Source organism: Nitrospirillum amazonense, assembly GCF_007828045.1.
GTDB classification, from domain to species: Bacteria; Pseudomonadota; Alphaproteobacteria; order Azospirillales; family Azospirillaceae; genus Nitrospirillum; species Nitrospirillum amazonense_C.
The window spans coordinates 1-16,997 of sequence record NZ_VITN01000015.1 but is presented as its reverse complement, the minus strand read 5'-3'; the positions used below and the strand labels follow the sequence as shown (position 1 = coordinate 16,997).

Genomic DNA, 16,997 nt, shown 5'->3' with positions numbered 1-16,997 from the left:
TGACAGTCGCACCGGGTCGCGGGCCGGTATTCAATGACGCCGCTCGGTCGCGGGGTGCTGGAACCCGTGCGCGCTTTGGCGACGTGGGTACTATCGCGCATGGACACCATCCGGTCAGCGCGTGCCGCTTATGATGGCCAGAGCCGATAATTCGCAAGATGTAAACGTATGACAGCAGCCCAGTATTCGGGACCGATGGTCATGGGAGGGGGCGCCAGGAAAGGGCGATTACCGCTGTGGCGCGTTTGTTCTACAGACAGGTTCTCGGCCCGTAATTACTGTCACGCGAGATCGGCGAACAGGACACGCGGCAGCTGAACATCAACCACCGTATGCCTGACCGCAGGTTCCACATTTCTTCCGGCATGTTTGCAATCACTTTGACCAATCTCGAGGGGGGTGGACGTGACGAACGAAAAGAAGGCGAAGGCGGCGGGCCGGGTCATTGCCAAGGCCTGGGCGGACGAGGATTTCAAGGTGCGGCTGCTGGCTGATCCGGCAGCGGTGCTGGCGGCGGAAGGGGTCGACGTTCCTGCGGGAATCCGCCTGTCGGTCGTGGAGAACACCGAGGCTAGCTACACTCTGGTGCTTCCCGCCCGTCCGACCGACTTGTCGGACGAGGAGTTGGATGGCGCTTCCGGCGGCTGGTGCTGGTACTGCGAACTCAGTCTCTGACGCCGCGCGCGGGTGGCTCCCTGGGCACGGTGTTGGCCTGGGGCGTGTTGGGCGCGGCGCCGTCTTGCATGACGGGTGGTAGTGTGCTGATCCATGAGGGCCGCCTCTTCAACGTAGCCCTCATGGTATCTGAATGCGTATGCGGAAGGTGTTATTGGTTAATGCCAAGATTCCGTCTATAGTACTAATCTATATTACATAAGAATAATGCTTCATGCGTGCGTGCGGGGCTCAGGAAGGGCTTATTTGAATTTTTAAGTTGAACCAGCCTATTAGCGGATCTGGGCCGATAGTTTAAGGCGGCGATTTTCTGCGGGGGCGAGCAAAAAAGTGTGGGGGCAGGGATGGGGCTGCGAGGGGCTGGCGGGGCTGACACCTGTCCGCAAGAGATACAACATAACCACCGGCTGCGGCGCGCTCGCGCCCGGAGTGTTCTTCTGGCCGGATCTTCGCTGGCGGTGATGGCCGTCGGGCTGGCGGCTCCCCGGCCGGCACGGGCCACCGACGCCTACACCACCTTCAGCGGCAACTTCCGCAATGGCTGGACCCTCTCCGGCACGACCTTGGCAGGGTCCGGCACGGTCGCCGTCTGGCTGCAAAGCGCCACCATCACGCCGTTTGTCGAAAACGGCACCCTCGCGACCGGTGTGGGCGGCATCCTGCTCACCAACGGATCGACCATCGGCACCCTGCACAACAACGGGGTGATCAGCGGCACCGGCTATGGCATCTCCATCTCCGGCGACAGCACGCTCGGGACGATCAGCAACAACGGCACCATCGTCAACGCCATCATCAACAACGGCACCAGCGACCTGGTCCTGACCGGCACCGCCGTGGGCAGCTATACGGGCCTCGGCGGCAACCAGGGCACCATCACCAACACCTTGAGCAACGTGGTGATGGCCGGTGGCCTTATCCTGCTGAACGACGCCGTGAATGTCAGCGGCCACACCCTGCTCAATACCGGCGCCTCCGTCACGCTGACCACCCTGGTCAACGTCACGGGCGACTACAGCCAGACGGCCGGCACCCTGGTTTTGGGCAGCGGTGGCCAGTTGGCGGTCAGCGGTGCGGCCACCATGACGGGTGGGTCCATCACCGCCAGCCTGTCCGGCGTGCCCACCGGCGCCACTTACCTGGCGGGCCAGGCGCTGTCCACACTGGTCGCCGCCAGCAGCGGCACCTATTCAGGCGTGAACGTCAGCGTCATTGGCGGTATCGCCAACCTTTCCATCGGCGGCGGCACCATCGGCGGCAATCTGGTGGCCCGGGCCACCAACGACTATATCGGCGCCAGCGTCGCCAACCTGACACTGACCGGCACGGTCAGCGCCGGCACCTTCGCCGCCTATGTCGCCGACGGCGTCAGCATCGGCACCCTGGTCAATGCCGACACCCTGATCGCCGGCAGCATCGGCATCCAGGTGGGCAGCGCCACCATCGGTACCCTGGTCAACGCCGGGCTGATCGACGTCTCATCCATCGCCGTCGGCACCACCCAGGCCGGCATCCACGTGACCAGCGGCGCCACTGTCGGCACCGTGTCCAACACCGGCACCATCGTCGGCTGGCTCGGCATCTGGGACGAGAGCAACGCGGTCAGCCTGGTGTCCAACAGCGGCACGATCTCGCTCACCGGCAACCAGGGCTACGGCGTCTACACCGCTGCCACCCTTCCCACCATCATCAACAGCGGCACCATCGTCAGTGGCAGCGGCGGTATCGGCATCTATGACGCCGGTTTCATCAACACGATCCGCAACAGCGGCCTCATCTCCATGGGCATCGGCACCGGCGTGCGGGTGCAGTACTGGACCCTGGACACCCTGGTCAACAGCGGCACCATCATCGCCAACAGCGCCGTCTCTCTGGCCTTGGGTGCCTCCATCACCGGCAGCTTCGTCAATTCCGGCTTGGTCGCCGGCAACGTGGTCAACGGCACCGACAGCTTCAGCTACGGCAACTTGACCATCATGGGCGGCACCGCCGGGACGGTCGGCACTTTCACCGGCTATGCGTCCAACAGCCAGGGCACGATCAGCAACACCAAGAGCAACCTGGTGTTTGCCGGCGGCAGCCTGCTGCTGAACGACGCCATCAACGCCAGCGGCCACACGGTGCTGAACAATGGCGCCGGCATCACCCTGGTCAACACCGTCACTCTCACCGGCGCCTATGCCCAGACGGGCGGCGGCCTGACGCTGGCCAACGGCGCGCAATTGCTGGTCAGCGACAGCGCCAGCCTGACCAACGCCCAGGTCGGCGTGACCGGCCTGCCCGCCGCCGCCAACTACGTGGTGGGATCGCCCACCACCCTGGTGGCCGGGGGCACGGGGTCGGACTACACCGGCGCCACCATTTCCATCACCCCTCTGACCGGGGCTACCGTCACCGGCGGCAACGACGGCCAGAACCTGCTGCTGATCGCCAGCAACGACTATATCGGCGGCGCGCTTGCCACACTGACCAACAGCGGCAGCATATCGGCAGCCACGGCGATCTACATCGCGGCCACCGGCAGCCTGGGCCGGTTGACCAACACCGGCACGCTGACCGGCGACATCCGGAACCTGTCGGCCAATACCCTGTCCATCAGTGGCGGCACGGGCGGTGTGGTGGGCACGCTGACGGGCGGCACCCTCGCCAACAGCTTCAGCGACGTGGTGCTCAGCGGCGGCAGCCTTCTGCTGGACGATGCGGTCAACGTCAGCGGCCACACCCTGGCCAACAGCGGCGCCTCCGCGACCCTGGCCAGCGTGGTCGGCGTCACCGGCAACTACGCGCAGACCTCGGGCACCCTAATGCTGCAGCCGGGCGCAGAACTGGTGGTCAGCGGTGCGGCCACCATGACGGGCGGCAGCGTCATCGCCACGCTGTCCACCCCGTCGGCGGGCGCGACATATCTGGTGGGCGATGCGCTCTCGACCCTGGTGTCCGCGGCCAGCGGCGCCTACACCGGCCTGAGCGGCACGGTGGACAGCGGCCTCGTCCCGCTGACGGCCACCCTGGGCACCGACAGTGCCAACCTGCTGGCGGTGGCGACCAGCGACTACATCGGCACCAATGCCGCCAGCCTGACGCTGACCGGTACAGTGGATGCCGGCGGCATCGCGGCCTATGTCGCCGATGGCGCTTCCATCGGCACGCTGGTCAACCGGGGACACCTTACCGCCGGTACCGTGGGGGTGGGGATAGATGTGCGTGCCGCCACCATCGGCACGCTGGTCAACGATGGGTTGATCGATGCGCGCGTGAGCGCCGCCACCACCCAGTTCGGCATCCGCCTGGGCACCGCCGCCACCATCGGCACGGTGTCCAACACCGGCACCATTCTGGCGCACGTCGGCATCCTGAGCCAAAGCCGCGTCGCCACCTTGCTGTCCAATGGTGGTCGGATCGCCGTGGGTGCCAGCGGCTTCGGCATCGTCAACAACGCCACCGTCGCCACGGTCAGCAACAGCGGCACCATCGCGGCCACCGCCGGCGGCGTCGGCATCTACAACGTCGGGACCGTTGCCGCGGTGCTGAACAGCGGGTTGATCACCGTCAGCGGCGGCACCGGCAACCAATATGGCATCCTGCAATCGCAGTTCACCATGGGTACGGTGATCAACAGCGGCACCATCCTGGCGCCCGAGGCCGTGGCGCTGGTCTTCGGCGGCAGCATCGGTACCCTGGTGAACACAGGCCTGATCGCCGGCAACATCGTCAACGGCACCCTGAACGACAGCTTCTCCTATGGCGGCCTGACCATCGCGGGCGGCAGCGGCGGCACCATCGGCACCTTCACTGGTTACGCCGCCAACAGCCAAGGCACCATCAGCAATACCTTCAGCAATGTGGTCTTCACCAGCGGCGCCCTGCTGCTGAACGATGCTATCGATGCCGCCGGCCACACGGTCATCAACACCGGCGCCGGCATCACGCTGGCCAATACCGTCCGCATCACCGGCGACTATGCCCAGACGGGCGGCAGCCTGAGCCTGTTCAACGGCGCCCAACTGCTCGTCAGCGGTGCGGCCAGCCTGACCGGCGCCCGCGTCAACCTGAGCAGCCTGCCGACGCAGGCCAATTACGTGGTGGGTGCCCCCAGCACGGTGGTGGTGGGCGGTGCCGGTTCCGATTACACCGGCGCCTCCATAACGGTGGCGCCCCAGACGGGCATCACCCTCACCGGCGGGAATGACGGCACCAATCTGCTGCTGATGGCGCAGAGCGACTATGTTGGCGACACCCTGGCCACCCTGACCAACAGCGGCAGCCTGTCGGCCGCCACCGTGGTCTACATCGCCGCGTCCGGCAGCCTGGGCCAACTGGTCAACACCGGCACTCTGTCGGGGACCATCCTGAACCTGTCGTCCCACGACCTGTCCATCATGGGCGGGACGGCCGGCACGGTGGGCGTGCTGACCGGCGGCACCATCATCAACACCCTTGCCAACCTGGTGCTGGCCGGCGGCCTGCGCCTGGGCGAAGGCGTGAACGTCAGCGGCCACACCCTGGTCAATGCTGGCGCCACCCTGACCCTACCCGGCAACATCGGCGTGACTGGCGACTACGCGCAGACCGGCGGCACGCTGCTGCTGGGGGCCGGCGGTGGCCTGGTCGTTAGCGGTACCGCCAGTATCACCGGTGCCGCGGTGATTGGCACCGTGGCCTTCAGCTACGCCAACACCTATCTACTGGGCGATGTTCTCACCACCCTGGTTTCCGCCGCCAGCGGCACCTATTCCGGCCTGACCGGCACCCTTGCCGGGACGCTCGGCGGCGTGACGGCCAGCATCGGGACGGCCGGCGCCAACCTGGTGGCCGTGGCCGGCAACTATTACATCAACAGCAATATCGGCAGCGTCGGCAACACGGCCACCGCCACGGGCCGCACCGCCTTTTATCTGAATGGCACGCTGGGCACCTTGGCCAACAGCGGCACGCTGACCGGTACCGCCGTTGGCATCTCGTCCCCCAACAACCGGGGTATCGGCCTGCTGGACAACAGCGGTGTGATCGACAGCGACACCATCGGCATCGGTGTCGGCAGCATCGGCACCCTGCTCAACAGCGGTACCATTTCCGCCCGGACCGCCATCATCGGTTCCAATTTCAACACCATCGGCGCTATCGACAATCAGACCCTGGGCCTGATCACCGGCAAGACGGCTCTATATCTTAATGGCACCGTCAGCCCCATCGGCTCGATCAACAACAGCGGGACGATCCTGGGGCAGTCCTACGGACTCTATAACGGCGGCAACATCACCCGGCTGACCAACAGCGGTACCATCGCCGCCACCGTGACCTCCGGGCTCGCCGTTAATAACAGCGGCAGCATCGGCACTTTCGGCAACAGCGGGAGTATCACCGCCGTCCGGTCGGACATGACCAACAGCGGCACCATCGACACGTTGACCAACAGCGGGTTGATCGGTGGCGGGACCAACGTGGCCCTGCGCAACTACGGCACCATCAACACCCTGACCAACAGCGGCACCCTGATGTCCACCAACGGGGTGGGCTTCTATAACGACCGCACCGTCGGTCTTCTGGACAACGGTGGCACGATCAGCAGCGGCGTGTCCTTCGCCCTGGCCGATTCCGGAACCATCGCCCGCCTGGCCAATTCCGGCACCATCGCCGGTCCCGGTTTCGGCATCGGCGTCTTCAATGGCGGGAAAATCGGCACCATCGCCAACGCCGGGTTGATAAAGGGCGGTACCGCCCTGGACATTTTCGTGGGCAGCCAGGTGGACCTGCTGGTCAACAGCGGCACCATCGCCGGCAACATCTACAACAACTTCGACCCATCCAATGCGGGGCCGGGAACGCTGGCGGCCGCCCTCACCATCGCTGGGGGCACCGGCGGCACCATCGGCACCCTGACCGGCGCCAACCTGACCAGCCAGGGCCGCATCACCACCAGCTACGCCGACGTGGTCTTCGCCGGCGGCGACCTGCTGTTGAACGACAGCATCACCACCAACGGCTTTGTCGTGCGCAATATTGGCGCCGGCATCACGGTCGCCAACACCGTAAACATTACCGGCGACTACACCCAAACGGGGGGCAGCCTGGGCGTGGCGGTCGGCGGCGGTCTGCTGGCGGTCAGCGGCAGCGCCAGCCTGACCAACGGGCAGGTGCAACTGGTGGGGGCCGCCACCAACAATTATTTCCAGGGCGGCACGGTGGGGCCCCTGGTGACCGGCGGCGCCGGGTCGGACTACGCCGGCGTGACGCTCAGCGGCGATGGCGCCGGTCTCAGCCTGGCCGGCGTCACCATTGGCAACAACCTGATCGCCGTCGTGCGGAACGACTACATCGGCGGCACCTACGCCAGCCTGGGAAACACCGGGACGCTCAGCGTCCAGAACGGCGCCGCCATCTATGTGGCGCTGACGGGCACCCTGGGCACCCTGGCCAACACCGGCGGCGTGATCAGCAGCGTCGGCAGCACCGCCGTCGCCAACCTGGGCACCATCGGCACGCTGTCGAACAGCGGCACCATCACCGGCGGCGGGGTCGGCCTCCATAACACCGGCCTCATCCATACGCTGGCCAACGACGGCACCCTGGGCGGCCTGTTCGCGGACGGCGTCATCGATACGCTGGTCAACGGTGGCACCATCGGCGGCACGTTCGATGTCAGGGGAACGCTGGGCCTGCTGTCCAACAGCGGCAGCATCGGCACCCGGATTTATGTGGAGCAGACGGGCGGTGTCGGCACCCTCATCAACACCGCCGGCGGCGTGATCAGCGGTGCCGCCAGCGGCATCGGGAATGCCGGTTCCCTGGGCACCCTGGTCAACATAGGCCTGATCAGCGGCGCCCAGTACGGCGTCTTTTCCTCCAGCGCCACGGGCACGGTGATCAACAGCGGCACCATCCAGGCCACCGGTGCCAGCGGCACGGCCCTGTCCGGCGCTTTCGGCACCATCCTGAACAGCGGCCTGATCAGTGGTGCCAACGCCCTGTCCCTCACCAGCCAGCCGGACCTGCTGAACAACAGCGGCACCATCCTGGGCGACATCCAGGCCACGTCCGGCACCCTGACCATCACCGGCGGCACCGGCACGGTGGCGGGCACCTTCAGTGGTGCCACCGTGACCAACCGGGGCACCATCACCGTCACCAGCGGCAATGTGGTGATGGCGGGTGGTAACATCCTGCTGAACGACAACGTCGTCGTCAGCGGCCACACCCTGATCAACAGCGGCGCCAACCTTCAACTGGCCGGTGCCGTCAGCGTCACCGGCGGCTACAGCCAGACGGTCGGCACCCTGGGCGTCTCGGTGAACAACGGCCTGACGGCCAGCGGCGTCGCCAACATCACCGGCGGCACGGTCCTGGCCTCCCTGGCCGCCACCGGCAACTATCTGGCGGGTACGCTGGGCACCCTGGCGGCCGGCGCCAACGGGTCCGGCTACGGCGCCACCGTGGTCTCGGCCCTGACCGGTCTGGTGGGTAGTGGCGCGTCCAGCGGTGGCACCCTGCTGTTCGTGGGTGGCAATGACTATATCGGCGGCGCCTATGCCACGCTGAGCAACAGCGGCAGCCTGTCGGCCGCGACGGCCGTCTACATCGCGGCCACCGGCAGCCTGGGCCAGTTGGCCAATACCGGCACTTTGGTCGGCAACGTCCGTAACCTGTCAGCCGTCGACCTATCCATCACCGGCGGGGCCGGTGGCACGGTGGGCACCTTCACCGGTGGCACCCTGATCAACACCCTGTCCAACGTGGTGTTCGCGTCCGGCAATGTGCGCCTGGCCGATGCCGTCGACGTGACCGGCCACACCCTGGTGAACAGCGCCGCCGCACTGACCCTGGGCGGCACCGTGGCCGTTACCGGCGATTACAGCCAGACGGGCGGCGGCCTGCGGCTGGGTGTCGGCAGCGACCTGCTGTCCGTTACCGGGGCGGCTCGGTTCGCAGGCGGTGCCGCCACCGTCACCGGTTTCTCGGCCACCGCCAACTATATGGCCGGCAGCATCTTCGGCACCCTGGTGCAGGGTGGGGCGGGGTCCGACTATAGCGGCCTCGGCATCACCGACACGGTGACCGGCTTCGGCCTGGGCGGCACGGTGGCGAACAACGCCCTGCAGGCCGTGGCGCTGAACGACTATGTCGGCGGCACATTGGCTACGCTGTCCATCACAGGTGCCGTCAGCACCGCCAGCACGGCGTTGTACGTGGCCGCCACGGGGTCGATATCGGGCACGCTGACCAATAGCACCTCGCTGGTGGGTCAGAACGCCGGCCTGCGCAATTTCGGCACCATCGGCGCGCTGCTGAACGACGGGACGATCGCCGGCGGCGCCTATGGCCTGCGCAACAGCGGCGGCGCCATCACCTTCCTCGGCAACCACGGCACCCTGGCGGGCCAGACGGCCGGCCTGGCGGTGGACGGCGGCAGCGTCATGTTCGCTCTGAATGACGGCAGCATCGCCACTGTCGCCGTCAGCGGCGGTGGTTCGGTGTTCGCGCTGGGCAATATCGGGCGGATCAGCGGCGGCGTCCAGGTGCAGGACGGCGGCACGCTGGGATCCATCCTCAACTTCAACAGCGGTGTGATCAGTGGCGCCACCGCGCTGAGCATCGGAAGCCTGGGCCAGTTCTTCGCACTGGCCAACGGCGGCACCATCGCCGGCAACATCATCAACAACGCCACGGCCACGCCCAACCTGACCATCACAGGTGGCACGCTGGGCAATACCACCATCGGGACCGGCACCTTCACCGGCGCCGCCCTGACCAACCAGGGCATCATCACCAACACCCTGGGCAACGTCATCTTCGCATCCGGCGACGTGCTGCTGAACGACAGCGTCAATGTCGGCGGCAACACGGTACGAAACACCGGCGCCGACCTGACCCTGACCGGCGCCGTCAGCATCACCGGCAACTATGCCCAGACGGGCGGCACCCTGGTCCTGGTGACCGGCGCCGGCCAGTTGGCCGCCAGCGGCAGCGCCAGCCTGACCAACGGGCAGGTGCAACTGGTGGGGGCCGCCATCGGTAATTACCTGCAGGGCGGCACAGTGGGGACACTGGTTGCCGGCGGTGCCGGTTCCGACTATGCCGGCGTGGTGGTGACCGATGACGCCACCGGCCTGACCCTTGGCGGCGCCATCGCCGGCACCGCCCTGGTGGGCGTGGCGCGGAACGACTACATCGGCGGCACCTACGCCAGCCTGGGTAACACCGGGACGCTCAGCGTCCAGAACGGCGCCGCCGTTTACGTGGCCCAGACCGGCACCCTGGGCACCTTGGCCAACACCGGCGGCGTGATCAGCAGCGTCGGCAGCACCGCCATCGCCAACCTGGGCACCATCACCACGCTGTCGAACAGTGGCACCATCACCGGCGGCGGGTTCGGCCTCCATAACACCGGCCTCATCCATACGCTGGCCAACGACGGCACCCTGGGGGGCCTGTTCGCGGACGGCGCCATCGATACGCTGGTCAACGGTGGCACCATCGGCGGCGCGTTCGATGTCAGCGGCACGCTGGGCCTGCTGTCCAACAGCGGCAGCATCGGCGCCCGGATTTATGTGGAGCAGACGGGCGGTGTCGGCACCCTCATCAACACCGCCGGCGGCGTGATCAACGGCGGCACCCAGGGCGGCGTGCTGGTGGAAAGCACCGTCGCCACCCTGAGCAACACCGGCACCATCCTGGGCGACGGCTACGCCGTGCGCGTGCGCTTCACCACCAGCGGCATCACTGCGCTGGACAACGGCGGCGTGATCAGCGGTGCTGCCAGCGGTATCGAGAATGCCGGTTCCATCGGGATCCTGATCAATAGCGGCACCATCCTCGGCACCACCAACGCCGGCATCGGCGGCGCGGGCGCCATCGGCCTGCTGTCCATCACCAGTCTGGGCGTGGTCGGCGGCGGTGTGGTGGGTGTGGATGCCGGCATCCTGGGCACCCTCATCAACCAGGGCACCATCGCCGGCGGCAGCATTGGCATTTCCGCGGGCACCATCGGCCTGCTGGCCAATGCCGGCATCATCGCCGGCGACGTGGCCACCTCGGGCGATCTCACCGTCACCGGCGGCAGTGGCACGGTGATGGGCATCTTCACCGGCGCCACCCTGGGCAGCCAGGGCGCCCTCAGCATTGCCGGCGGCAACCTGGTGCTGGCCGGCGGCAATGTCCTGCTGAACGACAGCGTGCGGGCAGCGACCGTGGTCAATACCGGCGCCTATTTGGCGTTGGCCGGCGGCATCAGCGTCACGGGTGCCTACAGCCAGACGGCCGGCACCCTGGGCGTCACCGTGGACCATGGCCTGACGGTCAGCGGCGTCGCCGGCATCACCGGCGGCACCGTCCTGGCCACCCTGGATGCCGGCGGCAACTATCTGGCGGGTACGCTGGGCACCCTGGGGACCGGCGCCGCCGGTTCCAACTACAGCGGCGCTGTGGTGGCCTCCGCCCTGACCGGCCTGACCGGCAGCGGGGCGGCCAGCGGCGACAGCCTGTTGTTCGTGGGCGGCAACGACTACATCGGCGGCGCTTACGCCACGCTGAGCAACAGCGGCAGCCTGTCGGCCGCGACGGCTGTCTACATCGCCGCCGCCGGCAGCCTGGGACGGTTGGCCAACAGCGGCACGCTGGCCGGCAACATCCGCAACCTCTCGTCCGTCGATCTGTCCATCACCGGCGGGACCGGGGGAACGGTGGGCATCTTCAGCGGCGGCACCATCGTCAACAGCCTGTCCAACCTGGTCTTCGCGTCCGGCGATGTGCGCTTGGCCGACGCCATCGACGCCACCGGCCACACGGTGGTGAATGGCGGCGCCAACCTGACGCTCGGCGGTACCGTCGCCGTCACCGGCGACTACGACCAGACGGGCGGCAGCCTGCGGTTGGGCATCGGCAGCGACATGCTGTCCGTCACTGGGGCGGCACGGTTCACGGGCGGTACCGCCACCATCACCAGCGCGTCGGGCACCGCGAACTATATGGCCGGCAGCATCCTGGGGCCGCTGGTGCAGGGTGGTGCGGGGTCCGACTATACGGGCCTCGGCATCACCAACCTGGTGACCGGCTTCGGTCTGGGCGGTACGGTGGCGAACAACGCCCTGCAGGCCGTGGCGCTGAACGATTATATCGGCGGCACGCTCGCCACGCTGTCCATCACCGCCGCGGTCAACAACGCCAGCACGGCGCTGTATGTGGCCACCACAGGGTCGCTGGGCACCCTGACCAACAGCACCACGCTGGTCGGCCAGAACGCCGGCCTGCGCAATGTCGGCACCGTCGGCGCGCTGGTGAATGTCGGGTCCATTGGTGGCGGCGCCTATGGCCTGCGCAACAGCGGCGGCCTGATCACTTTCCTCGACAATGTCGGCACCCTGACAGGGCAGACCGCCGGCTTGGCCATCGACGGCGGCGTGGTCGCCTCCGCCCTGAACGTCGGCGGCATCGCCACCGTTTCCATCGGCGGCACCGGTACGCTGCTTTCCCTCGACAACCAGGGCCAGCTCAGCGGCGGTGTCCTGGTGACCGGAGGCGGGCGCCTCGACACCCTGGGCAACAGCGGCACCATCGCCGGCGACATCCGGGTGGCCGCCGGCACCCTGACCATCGTCGGCGGCAGCGGCGCCACCCAGGGCACCTTCACCGGCAGCACCATGGGCAGCCAGGGCACCATCGCCGTCGGCGGCGATGTGGTCCTGGCCAGCGGCACCATCTGGCTGAACGACAGCATTCAGGCCACGGGCCATACCGTGGTCAATGCCGGCGCCAACCTGCAACTGGCGGATGCCGTCAGCGTCACCGGCGCCTACAGCCAGGCGGCCGGCATCCTGGGGGCCAGCGTGAACAATGGGCTGACGGCCAGCGGTGCGGCCAGCATCACCGGCGGTACCGTCCTGGCCACCTTGGCCGCCACCGGCAACTACCTGGCAGGTACGCTGGGCACTCTGGTGGTCGGCGGTAACGGGTCAAACTACAGCGGTGCCACGGTCAGCTCGGTCCTCACCGGCCTTACCGGCACCGGTGCCGTCAGCGGCGACACCCTGCTGCTGGTGGCGGAAAACGACTATATCGGCGGCGCCTACACCACATTGACCAACAGCGGCAGCCTGTCGGCGGCCACGGCCGTCTATATCGCGGCCGGCGGCAGCTTGGGCCAACTGGCCAATACCGGCACACTGACCGGTAACATCCGCAACCTGTCGGCCGTGGATCTCTCCATCAGCGGCGGGGCCGGCGGCACGGTGGGCACCTTCACCGGCGGCACCATCGTCAATAGCCTTTCCAACGTGGTGTTTGCGTCCGGCGATCTGCTGCTGGCCGACGCCATCGATGTCACCGGTCACACGGTGGTGAACAGCGGTGCTGCCTTGCAGCTGTCCAGCCAGGTCAGCATTACCGGCGCCTACGCCCAGACCGGCGGCACGCTCAGCATCGACCCCGGCACCGGCCGCCTGGTCGCCAGTCAGGCCATCGTCGTCAGCGGTGGCGTGGTTCAGGCTACGCTCAGCGCCGGCGGCACCTATCTCTATGGCAACGGCTATACCCTGATGCAGGCTGGCGGTGGCATCGACCTCAGCGGCGCCAATCTCATCACCGCCCTGGCCGGCTTCGCGGGCAACACCACCATCGTGACGGTGGCGGGCACCAGCGCCTTGCTGCTGCAGTTCGCCAACGACTATATCGGCGGCGCCATCGGCAACGCGTCGAACAGCGGCACCATCACCGGCGTCCGCACCGCCGGCTACGTTGCCGCCACCGGCAGCGTCGGCACCTTGTCCAACACCGGCCTGTTGTCGGGCGGTGTGATCGGCGTCGCCAACAACGGGGTCGTCGGCACCCTGGTGAACGACGGCACCGTCATGGGGGCCAGCAGTGCGGCCGCCAACGTCGGCACCTTGGGCACCCTGGCCAACAGCGGCACCATCACCGGCGGCCGTGACGGCCTCCACAATATCGGTACGGCCACCCTGGTCAGCAACACGGGCCTGATCAGCGCCATGTCGCGCGCCGGCCTGTACAACGGCGGCGGCATCGCCACCGTTTCCAACAGCGGCACCATCACCGCCACCGTCGGCCTCTACAACAGCGGCACGCTGGCGGTTCTGATGAACGCTGCCGGCGGCACCTTGGCGGGTGTCACGGCGCTGTACAATGACGGCACCCTGGGCACCATCGCCAACAGCGGCGTGATCCGCGGCGCTATCGTGAACGACGCGGCGCAGGACCTGGTATTCACCGGTGCCGGCGGCGGCCTGGGCACGCTGACGGGCCTCTCCGGCAGGGGTACGATCACCAATACCCGGGGCAACGTGGTCTTCGCGGCCGGCGCCCTGCTGCTGGACGATGATCTCGTCGCCACCGGCCATGCCGTGGTGAACAGCGGCGCGACCCTGGCGCTGGCCAATGCCGTGACGGTCAGCGGCAATTATAGCCAGGTCGGCGGCAGCCTGGTGCTGACGCGGAACGACACCCAGGCGGCTGAACTGGTGGTCAGCGGCACCGCCACCGTCGGCGGTACCGTGCTGGCCAACCTGTCCTCCACCGCCAACTATCTGGTGGGGACCAGCACGCTGCTGCAGGCGGCCGGCGGCGCCATCGTGACGGCGCAGCTGCAGGTCAGCGGCATCACCGGCCTGTCCGCCGCGCAGGGCACCGTCAGCAATGGCCTGACCCTCACGGTCGGCAACGATTATGTCGGCGGTTCGCTGGGCAGCGTCACCAACAGCGGCGCCCTGTCGGCTGCCACCGCCATCTATGTGGCCGGCAGCGGCACGCTCGCCACCCTGGTCAACAGCGGCTTGCTGGCCGGCACCGCCCACGCCCTGGTCAACCTGGGCAGCCTGGGCACCATCGCCAACAGCGGCACCATCGCCGGCGATGTCCTGAACAACGGCGCCGGCGCGCTGGTGATCACGGGCGGCGCCGGCGCCCTGGTCGGCACGCTGACGGGCCGGTCCGGTGTCGGCACGCTGACCAGTACGGGCGGCGACGTGGTCTTCGCCGGCGGTACCCTGTTGTTGAACGACATGATCGCTGCGGCGGGCCACACGGTGTCCAACACCGGTGCCTCATTGCACCTGGCCAGCACCCTGACCATCACCGGCGACTACCGCCAGACGGCGGGCAGCCTGGCGCTGGACGCCGGTCAGTTGGTGGTCACCGGTGTCGCAGCGCTCGGCGGCGGTACGGTGGCGGCCTCGGTCTCGGCAGCCAGCAACCAGTTGGTGGGCGGCGTGCTGGGCACCCTGGTCGTGGGTGGTGCCGGTTCCAGCTATACCGGGCTGACGGCCCTGGTGAACGTGGCCAGCGTGGGCGTGACGCTCAGCACCGTCACCATCGGCGGCAATGTCGACCTGCTGGCCGTGATCGCCAACAACTATGTCGGCGACACGCTGGGCAGCCTGGGCAACAGCGGGGTGATCGACGCCCCGACGGCCGTCCATGTCGCCGCCGGCGGCACCGTCGGCAGCCTGTCCAACACCGGCACCCTGATCGGCACCATCGCCGTGCTGAACCAGGGCCAGGTCGGCAGCTTCAGCAATGACGGCACCGTCCTGGGGAGTGTCGCCGGCATCAGCAACAGTGGCACCATCGGCACCCTGGGCAATCAGGGCACGGTGATCGGCAGTATCACCGGCCTGGGCAACCAGGCGGGCGCCAGCATCGGCACGCTCAGCAACAGCGGCACCGTCGCGGGCCAGATGGCCCTCTACAACGCCGGCACCATCGACGTCTTGGTCAACACCGGGTCGCTGATCGATGCCGGCGCGCCCACGGCCGCCGGCCTCTACAACACCGGCACCATCGCCACGGTGCTGAACGGCGGCACCATCCTGGGCGCCACCTACGGCGTCTACAATGCCGGCACCATCGGGACCTTGGTCAACAGCGGCCTAATCACGGCGCCGACGGCCCTGTACATCGACACCGGCGCCAGCCTGGGCGTGCTGGTCAACAGCGGTACTGTCACCGGCAACATCCTGAACCTGTCGACCAATGACCTGCGCATCACCGGTGGCAGCGGCACGGGCGTGGGCACCCTGACCGGCTACACCGCCGGCAGCCAGGGCAGCATTATCAACACCCTCAGCAACGTGGATCTCGCCTCCGGCAACCTGTTGCTGAACGACGCCGTGACCGTGACCGGCCACACCCTGGTCAACAGCGGCGCCTCGGTAATCCTGGACAGTCTGGTCAGCGTCACCGGCGCCTACAGCCAGACGGCCGGCACCCTGACCCTGGACATCGCCAGCGGCGGGGCTCTGGCCGTCAGCGGGGCCGCCAGCCTGAGCGGCGGCACCGTGCTCGCGGATTTTGCGTCCACGGGAAACTTCCTGGCCGGCAGTGCCTCGACACTGGTCGCCGGCGGCGCCGGGTCCAGCTACACCGGCGTGGCGGTGCAGGGCAGCCTCACCGGCCTGGTGGTGAGCCAGGGCGTGGTGGGCACCAACCTGCTGGCGGTGATTGGCAACGACTATATCGGCGGCACGCTGGGTACCCTGGCCAACACCGGCACCCTCACCGCCGCCACGGCAGTGTACATCGCGGCCAGCGGCAGCCTGGGCACGCTGGCCAACAGCGGCGCCCTGATCGGCGACCTGCTCAACAGCAGCGGCCACGATCTGGTGATCGCGGGTGGCAGCGGCACGGCGGTGGGCAGCTTCAGCGGCGGCACCATCCGCAACAGCCTGAGCAACCTCGGCTTCGCGTCGGGCACCGTCAGCCTGGGCGATGCCATCGATGTCACCGGCCATACCGTCAGCAACAGTGGCGCCAGCCTCACCTTGGCCAGCGACATCTCGGTCACCGGCGCCTACAGCCAATCGGCGGGCACACTCGACGTGGCCGGGCATAACCTGAACGTCAGCGGCACCGCCAACATCAGCGGCGGCGTGGTCGATGCCCGTCTCAGCGGCACCGGCAACTATCTGGTGGGTGACAGCGCCACCCTGGTCCAGGGCGGTGCCGGTTCCAACTATGCTGGGGCCACGGTGACCAGCGGTGTGACCGGCCTGGCGGCGACAGGCACGACCAGCGGCACCAGCCTGCTGGCCGTGGCCGCGAACGACTATATCGGCGGCACTCTGGCCAGCCTGGCCATCACCGGCAGCCTGACCAACACCGCCGGTGGCGCCATGGCGATCTACATCGCTTCCACCGGCACGCTGGGCACCCTGGCCAACAGCGGCACGATATCCGGCAACATCACCAACACCGGCAGCGCCAGCCTCAGCGTCACCGGCGGCACCGGTTCCACCATCGGCACCCTGACGGGCCAGAACGGCGCCATCGGCACCATTACCAGCACCAGCGGCACCGTGGAACTGGCCAGCGGCAACCTG

At 67.8% G+C, this 16,997-nt stretch carries 2 protein-coding genes; both read left to right on the top strand.

From position 1 onward, the window contains the following. Positions 1 to 405: 405 nt before the first annotated feature. Positions 406 to 675 carry an NHLP leader peptide family RiPP precursor gene (locus FBZ89_RS20670; RefSeq protein ID WP_145751775.1) on the top strand — a complete coding sequence of 90 codons (270 nt, stop codon included), beginning with the start codon at positions 406 to 408 and terminating at the stop codon, positions 673 to 675. A gap of 461 nt (positions 676 to 1,136) precedes the next feature. Next, the coding region (locus FBZ89_RS20665) for an S-layer family protein (RefSeq protein WP_145751773.1) at positions 1,137 to 16,997 on the top strand (15,861 nt) is incomplete at its 3' end.